The sequence below is a fragment of the Guyparkeria sp. genome, from assembly GCF_046545975.1.
Lineage (GTDB): Bacteria > Pseudomonadota > Gammaproteobacteria > Halothiobacillales > Halothiobacillaceae > Guyparkeria.
On record NZ_JBKGYT010000082.1, the window covers coordinates 1 to 7,067 of the forward strand.

General features: G+C 68.7%; 7 protein-coding genes and 1 pseudogene. 7 read left to right on the forward strand and 1 reads right to left on the reverse strand.

Annotated features, from left to right (window positions below; translation table 11 throughout):
* The coding region (locus ACLFMY_RS07570) for a hypothetical protein (RefSeq protein ID WP_410764030.1) at window positions 1–347 on the reverse strand (347 nt) is incomplete at its 3' end.
* Between the two features lie 330 nt (window positions 348–677).
* On the opposite strand from ACLFMY_RS07570, the gene truA reads away from it, so the two are divergent.
* The 7 genes and pseudogenes from truA to ACLFMY_RS07605 all read left to right on the forward strand — a co-directional run.
* Window positions 678–1,493 (forward strand): tRNA pseudouridine(38-40) synthase TruA, encoded by an 816-nt coding sequence (gene truA / locus ACLFMY_RS07575; protein WP_410764032.1) that lies wholly within the window; start codon window positions 678–680, stop codon window positions 1,491–1,493.
* Between the two features lie 75 nt (window positions 1,494–1,568).
* On the forward strand, window positions 1,569–2,216 hold the full coding sequence (locus ACLFMY_RS07580) for a phosphoribosylanthranilate isomerase (protein WP_410764034.1): 648 nt from the start codon (window positions 1,569–1,571) through the stop codon (window positions 2,214–2,216).
* Window positions 2,200–3,429, forward strand: coding sequence for a tryptophan synthase subunit beta (gene trpB / locus ACLFMY_RS07585; protein WP_410764036.1), 1,230 nt, complete (start codon window positions 2,200–2,202; stop codon window positions 3,427–3,429). Before ACLFMY_RS07580 ends, trpB begins: the two co-directional genes overlap by 17 nt.
* Window positions 3,426–4,274: a tryptophan synthase subunit alpha gene (trpA, locus tag ACLFMY_RS07590; RefSeq protein WP_410764038.1), complete on the forward strand. Its 849-nt coding sequence runs from the start codon at window positions 3,426–3,428 to the stop codon at window positions 4,272–4,274. Before trpB ends, trpA begins: the two co-directional genes overlap by 4 nt.
* A 40-nt stretch (window positions 4,275–4,314) precedes the next feature.
* Window positions 4,315–5,211: an acetyl-CoA carboxylase, carboxyltransferase subunit beta gene (gene accD, locus ACLFMY_RS07595; protein ID WP_410764041.1), complete on the forward strand. Its 897-nt coding sequence runs from the start codon at window positions 4,315–4,317 to the stop codon at window positions 5,209–5,211.
* Window positions 5,212–5,250: 39 nt separating this feature from the next.
* Entirely contained in the window at window positions 5,251–6,558 is a 1,308-nt protein-coding gene (locus ACLFMY_RS07600) for a bifunctional folylpolyglutamate synthase/dihydrofolate synthase (RefSeq protein ID WP_410764042.1), read from the forward strand.
* Between the two features lie 15 nt (window positions 6,559–6,573).
* Window positions 6,574–7,067, forward strand: a pseudogene (locus tag ACLFMY_RS07605) (hypothetical protein); the annotation flags it as partial.

A 7,067-nucleotide genomic window follows, 5' to 3' on the forward strand; every position in this document is an offset into this window, starting at 1 on the left:
GAACCCGTCACGCCGAAGGACAGGTCCAGCGTGGGCAGCAGGTTGCCGTTGGCCTGCTCGATGGCCGCGCGTGCCTCGGCGATGCGGGCCTGCGACAGGTCGATGGCCGCGTTCTGCGAGAGCGTCCGCTCGACGGCCTCGACGAACGTCAGCCGAAGCTGTTCCTGGCTGCCGGTCTCCGTCGCGATCGGGCTGAAGTCGGGCGAGGGTTCCGCGAACACCGGCCCGGGAGACAGGCCGACCATGATGGAGGCGGCCAGCAGGCCGATGGCCGGGCCGCGGCGAGCGCCTCCGGTAGTGGAACGCTCACCGGTGAGCTTGCGATCGGTAGGGTCTTTTCGCGCCATGCTGCTCTCGTTCCTGGGACGTCGGTCTGGGCCGCCCGGCAGTCGTTGCGCGGGCATCGTCGGCCGCAAACAATATCAGAAACCGCTAATATGGGAAACCTGGCTCCGGTCTCGCTGTCTCAGGCCGGTTGTACCGAGCCCGTACTACCGGAGCCTAGCATGGCCGCAGCCCACGCGTTGCCTGATAAGTAGTTGGCATGACACTGATATTCGAGCGGTTCGGCCGAGGTCCGGCCCCGCGCGACCAGGAAGGTGTGTCGGGCGCGATATCATGGTGGGTTCGACATCGGCTTGAATACACACGACAGAACGCAGGGGAGACGGCACGACATGCGGCTGGCCATGGGCATCGAATACGACGGGGGGCGCTACCACGGCTGGCAGCGACAGTCGCACTGCGACTCGGTCCAGGCGCGCCTGGAAAAGGCCATCTCCCGGGTGGCCGATGGCCCCGTGGAGGTCGTCTGCGCCGGGAGGACCGATCGCGGTGTGCATGCCACCCACCAGGTGGCCCACTTCGACGTGGAGGTCGAGCGCCCCCTGTACGGCTGGCAGATGGGCTCCATCCAGCACCTCCCGAGGGACATCACCGTGCTGTGGGTGCAGCCGGTGGGCGAGGACTTTCACGCACGCTTTTCCGCCACCGCCCGCGAGTACCGCTACTGCGTGGTGAATCGCTCGTCCCGGCCGGCGCTGTCGGCCGGTCGGCTCACCTGGTGGTATCGCCCGCTCGATGCCGACCGCATGCAGGAGGCGGCGCACCGCCTGCTCGGCGAGCACGACTTCTCCAGCTTTCGCGGCAGGGACTGCCAGGCGCACTCGCCGGTGCGCACGCTGGAGTCCATCCATGTCACCCGGCAGGGCGACTACCTCCTGATCGATGTCCGGGCCAATGCCTTCCTGCATCACATGGTGCGCAACATCGTCGGCAGCCTGTTCGCGATCGGGGCAGGGGAGCGACCGGTCGACTGGCTGTCGGAGGTGCTTTCCGCGCGTGACCGCGACGCAGCCGGCATCACGGCGCCCGCCGACGGGCTGTACCTGACGGGGGTCGAGTATCCGGCGGTCTTCGGACTGCCGACAGGGCCGCGCCGCCCGCTGTTCGAGGCGATCGGCGGATTCGAGCGGCCGCCGGAATCCTGCTAGTATTGCCGGCCCGGTCGGCCCGCCGCGGATGGTCCGCCGGGCACCGGCCACGTTCTGCACGAGGACCGCATCCAGGTGGAAAACAGCCGCACACGCGTCAAGATCTGCGGGGTTACCCGGGCCGAGGACGTCGAGGCCGCCGTGTCGGCGGGTGCCGACGCGCTGGGCTTCGTCTTCGTGCCGGCGAGCCGACGCTCGATCGATATCGGCAGGGCGCGGGAACTGATCGCCGCCGTGCCGGCCTTCGTCCAGACCGTGGCGCTGTTCGCCGATGCCAAGGTGGACTGGGTGGAGAGCGTGATCGACCAGGTCGCCCCGGACCTGCTGCAGTTCCACGGCAGCGAGACCGGGCGCTTCTGTCGGCAGTTCGGGCGCCCGTACATCAAGGCGCTGAGCGCCGAGCTCGACGACACGGCGCGCGACAAGGCGGTCGCCGATCACGCCACCGCGCGCGGCTTCCTGCTCGACAGCCACGCCGTCAGCGGGCTAGGCGGCACGGGGCACACCTTTGACTGGGGGCGCTGGCCGCGACAGGCCGGACGCAAGCGGCACCCCTGGATCCTGGCCGGGGGGCTGACTCCCGAGAACATTGCCGAGGCCGTGTCGACACTCGCGCCCTACGCGGTGGACGTGTCCAGCGGCGTGGAGACCGAGCCGGGCATCAAGTCGGCCGAACTGATTCATGCATTCATGCGAGGGGTAGGGCATGCCCGAGACCACTGACCCGATGGCCCGCGAGGCGATCGACTACACCAGCTTTCCCGACGCCCGCGGCCGCTTCGGCGACTACGGCGGGCGCTACGTGGCCGAGACCCTGATGGAGCCGATCGAGGAGCTGACCGCCGCCTACGAGAAGTATCGCAACGATCCGGGTTTCATCGAGGAGTTCGAGTCGGACCTGCGCGATTACGTCGGCCGTCCCACCGCGCTCTACCACGCCAAGCGCCTGTCCGAGCTCTACGGTGCCGAGATCTGGCTCAAGCGCGAGGACCTCAATCACACCGGTGCGCACAAGATCAACAACGCCCTCGGCCAGGCCCTGCTGGCTAAGCGCATGGGCAAGACCCGCATCATCGCCGAGACCGGCGCCGGCCAGCACGGCGTGGCCACGGCCACCGTCGCCGCGCGCCTGGGGATCGAGTGCGTGGTCTACATGGGCGCCGACGACATCCAGCGCCAGGCCCCCAACGTCTTCCGCATGCGCCTGCTCGGCGCGAAGGTGGTGCCGGTCGACTCCGGCACACGCACGCTCAAGGACGCGCTTAACGAGGCGATGCGCGACTGGGTGACGAACGTCGACGACACCTTCTACATCATCGGCACCGTGGCCGGCCCGCACCCGTACCCGCTGATGGTGCGCGACTTCCAGTCGGTGATCGGCCGCGAGGCCCGTGCCCAGATGCTGGAGAAGACCGGTGAACTCCCCGACCAGGTGGTCGCCTGCGTGGGCGGGGGGTCGAATGCCATCGGCATCTTCCACGAGTTCCTCGCCGACGAGACCGTCGAACTGCACGGCTCGGAGGCCGGTGGCCACGGGGTGGAGACCGGCCGGCACGCCGCGCCGCTGACCGCCGGTCGGCCGGGCGTCCTGCATGGCAACCGCACCTACCTGATGGAGGACGAGAATGGCCAGATCATCGGCACGCACTCGATCTCCGCCGGTCTCGACTACCCCGGCGTGGGCCCGGAGCATTCCTGGCTCAAGGACGTCGGTCGCGTGCAGTACGCCGCGATCACCGACGAGGAGGCCATGGCCGCCTTCCACGACATGATGCGCTGCGAAGGGATCATCCCGGCACTCGAGTCCTCCCACGCGGTCGCCCATGCGCGCCTGCTCGCCGAGGCGAGGGGGAAACAGCGCATCCTGATCAACCTCTCCGGGCGGGGCGACAAGGACATCAATACCGTGGCACGACTCGAGGGGATCGAACTGTGAGCGAGACGACCAAGCAACCGACAAGCCGCCTGGCCGCCCTGTTCGAGCGCCTCAAGGGCGAGAACCGCGCCGCGCTGATCCCGTATATCACCGCCGGCGACCCGGATCCGCAGGCGACCGTCGAACTCATGCACGCGCTGGTCGCCGGGGGCGTGGATGCGTTGGAACTCGGCGTGCCGTTTTCCGATCCCATGGCGGACGGCCCGGTCATCCAGGCGGCGCACGAGCGCGCCCTGAAATCGGGCTTGGGCCTGCGCGGCGTACTGGGCCTGGTGGCCGAATTCCGCCAGCGGGACAGCGAGACCCCGGTGGTGCTGATGGGCTACCAGAACCCCATCGAGGCCATGGGGATCGAGACTTTTGCACGGCAGGCGGCCGAGGCCGGCGTCGATGGCGTGCTGACGGTGGACCTGCCGCCCGAGGAGGCCGACGACCTTGTCCGGGCCTTCGCCGGGGCGGGCATCGACCCGATCTTCCTGCTGGCGCCTACGACGAAGGGCGAGCGCACCCGCGCCGTGGCCGCGCGGGGCTCGGGGTTCGTGTACTACGTCTCGCTCAAGGGCGTGACCGGCGCGGCCAACCTGGACGTCGATGCGCTCGGCGCCCAGCTGGGTCGCATCCGCGAGACCTGCGACCTGCCGGTCGGCGTGGGCTTCGGCATCCGGGATGCCGAGACGGCCGGCCGGGTGGCGGCCGTGGCCGACGCCGTCATCGTGGGTTCGGCAATCGTGCGACTGATACACGAACAGGCCGTCGAGCGCGGCGGTGTCGACGAGGCCGTGCTGGAGACGGTAGGGGCCTTCGTCGCCGAGATGCGCAAGGCCGTGGAAACCGCAAGGAAATGACAGGCAATATGGACAGGCGAACGAACGGGGAGGCTGACGCATGAGCTGGCTGGACAAACTCCTTCCGTCACGAATCCGGACCGAGAGCAGCGGCAAGCGTGGCGTGCCCGAGGGGCTCTGGGTCAAGTGCGACGGCTGCGACGCCGTGCTCTACCGCGAGGAGTTGCGGCGCAACCTCGAGGTCTGCCCGAAGTGCGGACACCACATGCGCATCGGCGTGCGCGAGCGCCTGGACGCCTTCCTCGACGAGAGCGGGCGCGAGGAGCTGTTCACCGAGATCGCCCCGGTGGACATCCTCAAGTTCCGTGACCAGAAGAAATACCGTGACCGGATCGCCGCCAGCCAGAAGAAGACCGGCGAGAAGGACGCGCTTGTGGTCATGCGCGGGCAGGTCGAAGGCCTGCCGGTGGTGGCCGCGGCCTTCAACTTCGCCTTCATGGGCGGCTCCATGGGCTCGGTGGTCGGCGAGAAGTTCGTTCGCGCCGTGGAGGCGGCGATCGAGAACCGCTGCGCGCTGATTTGCTTCACGGCGTCCGGCGGTGCGCGCATGCAGGAGGCCCTGTTCTCGCTGATGCAGATGGCAAAGACATCGGCGGCGCTCACCCGGCTGTCGAAGAAGAAGCTGCCCTTCATCGTGGTGCTGACCGATCCCACCATGGGCGGGGTCTCGGCCTCGCTGGCGATGCTCGGTGACGTTCAGATCGCCGAGCCCAACGCGCTGATCGGTTTTGCGGGCCCGCGCGTGATCCAGCAGACCGTGCGGGAGACCCTGCCCGAAGGGTTCCAGCGCAGCGAGTTCCTGCTCGAGCACGGCGCCATCGACATGATCGTCCCGCGCGCCGAACTGCCCGGGTCGATCGCGACACTGGTCGCCAACCTGCAAAAGAAGGACCTGCCTCGGTCCGAGGTGAGCGCTCCTGCACGCACCGACGCATGACCCGACGTCCGGTCGGCCCGCGGTAGGGCGGGAGGTCGCATGACGGACGCCATCCTGGAACGCTGGCTTGAACGGCTGCTGGAACGTGATCCGGACCGCATCGAGCCGGGCGTCACCCGTGTCGAGCGCGTGGCCTCGGACCTGCTGCGCGGCAAGCGGATCGGCACCGTCATCTCGGTGGCGGGCACCAACGGCAAGGGCTCCTCGGTGGCCATGGCGTCGGCGGTCTGTCGCGCGGCGGGCTATCGGACGGGCAGCTACACCTCCCCCCACCTGGTCGACGTGCGTGAACGCTTCCTCGTCGACGGCGAGCCGGTCGCGGCGGAGCGCCTGATCGCGGCGTTCGAGGCGATCGATGCCCACCCAGAGAGCGGGGCGCTGACGTACTTCGAATGGCTGACCGTGGCGGCCTTCGTGGTGTTCTCCGCCGAATCCCTGGACGTCTGGGTGCTGGAAGTCGGTCTGGGCGGGCGGCTTGACGCCGTGAACGCCCTGGACGCCGACCTGGCCCTGATCACCAACATCGGCCTGGATCACCAGGCCTGGCTGGGCGACTCTCGAGAGGCGATCGGCCGGGAGAAGGCCGGCATACTGCGCCACGATCGCCCGGCAGTCTACGCCGACCCGGACCCGGTCGAGGCCGTGATCGAGGAAGCGAACCGTATCGGCGCGGATCTGCTCCGGCTGGGGCAGGAGTTCCGGCTGGAGCGACCGACGCCGGATGCCCCGGATCATTTCGCTCTTGTCGGGCCGGAGGGGCGTCACGTCGTCCCGGTTCCCGCGCTGGGCGGTGAGCATCAGCTCGTGAACGCCGCGGGGGTCGTTGCGTTGCTGCAACATCCGCGCAGTCCGCTGGTCATACCCGTTGCCGCCGTGAACGAGGGGCTTCTTGCGGCCGGTCTGGCGGGGCGGCTCGAACGTTTCGAACGCGACGGCCGGCGCTTCGTGCTGGACGTGGCGCACAACGGGGAGGCGGCCCGCGCCCTGGCGAACGCGCTCGGGGCGCGGCCCGCCAAGCGGCGTCTGGCGGTGTTCTCGTTGCTGTTGGACAAGCCGATCGCCGACATCGTCGCGTCGTTGGCCGGATGCATCGACACCTGGTGGGTGGCCGAACTGCCGGAGTCCCGGGCGATGCCGTTGCCGGCCATCGAAAGGGCCCTGGCGGAGGCCGGGGTGGGGCAGGTATACAGTGAAAGCGGGCTGCTGGCCGCGTATAATGCCGCCATCGCCGCATCGGCACCGGGTGACGAGATCGTGATCTTCGGGTCATTCCACGTGGTCGGGCCGTTGCGGGACCGGGTGAATGGGACCCACAATGTGCCGTACAGGCCCACGCCTGCAGCCTAATCCGACGAGGACGCCGTGGCAGAGCAATCCGACTCAACCTGGACTGAATCGCGCTTCCGCCAGCGGCTGGTCGGTGCGGCGGTGGTCGTGGCACTGGCGGTGTTGCTGTTGCCACTCTGGCTTGACGGTAGCGGCATCGACAGTCTCAGCGTGCAGCCAATTCCCGAAAAGCCCGAGGTCGCTAGCACGGACCCGGGCGAGATTTCACAGCCGCCGGGCGACAGCAGCGAACCGCTGGACGATCCCCCATCGTCCCTTTTCCCCGACCAGGCTTCCGAGGAGTTGCGTGCCGGATCCCACGAGACCGACGAGGAAGATCCCGCGCCGGAAGCCCCCGTCGAGCCGGAAGCCCCGTCCGAAGACGAGTCGGCGACGTCAGGGGATTCCGACAATGCCGGGGACCAGGAGGGCGAGACGGACGGGCAACGTACAGCCGAGGAGGCTGACGAGTCCCGTGACGAGTCTGTTGACGGGACGCCTGATTCGGACAGTGAGTCTGCCGGTGAGGG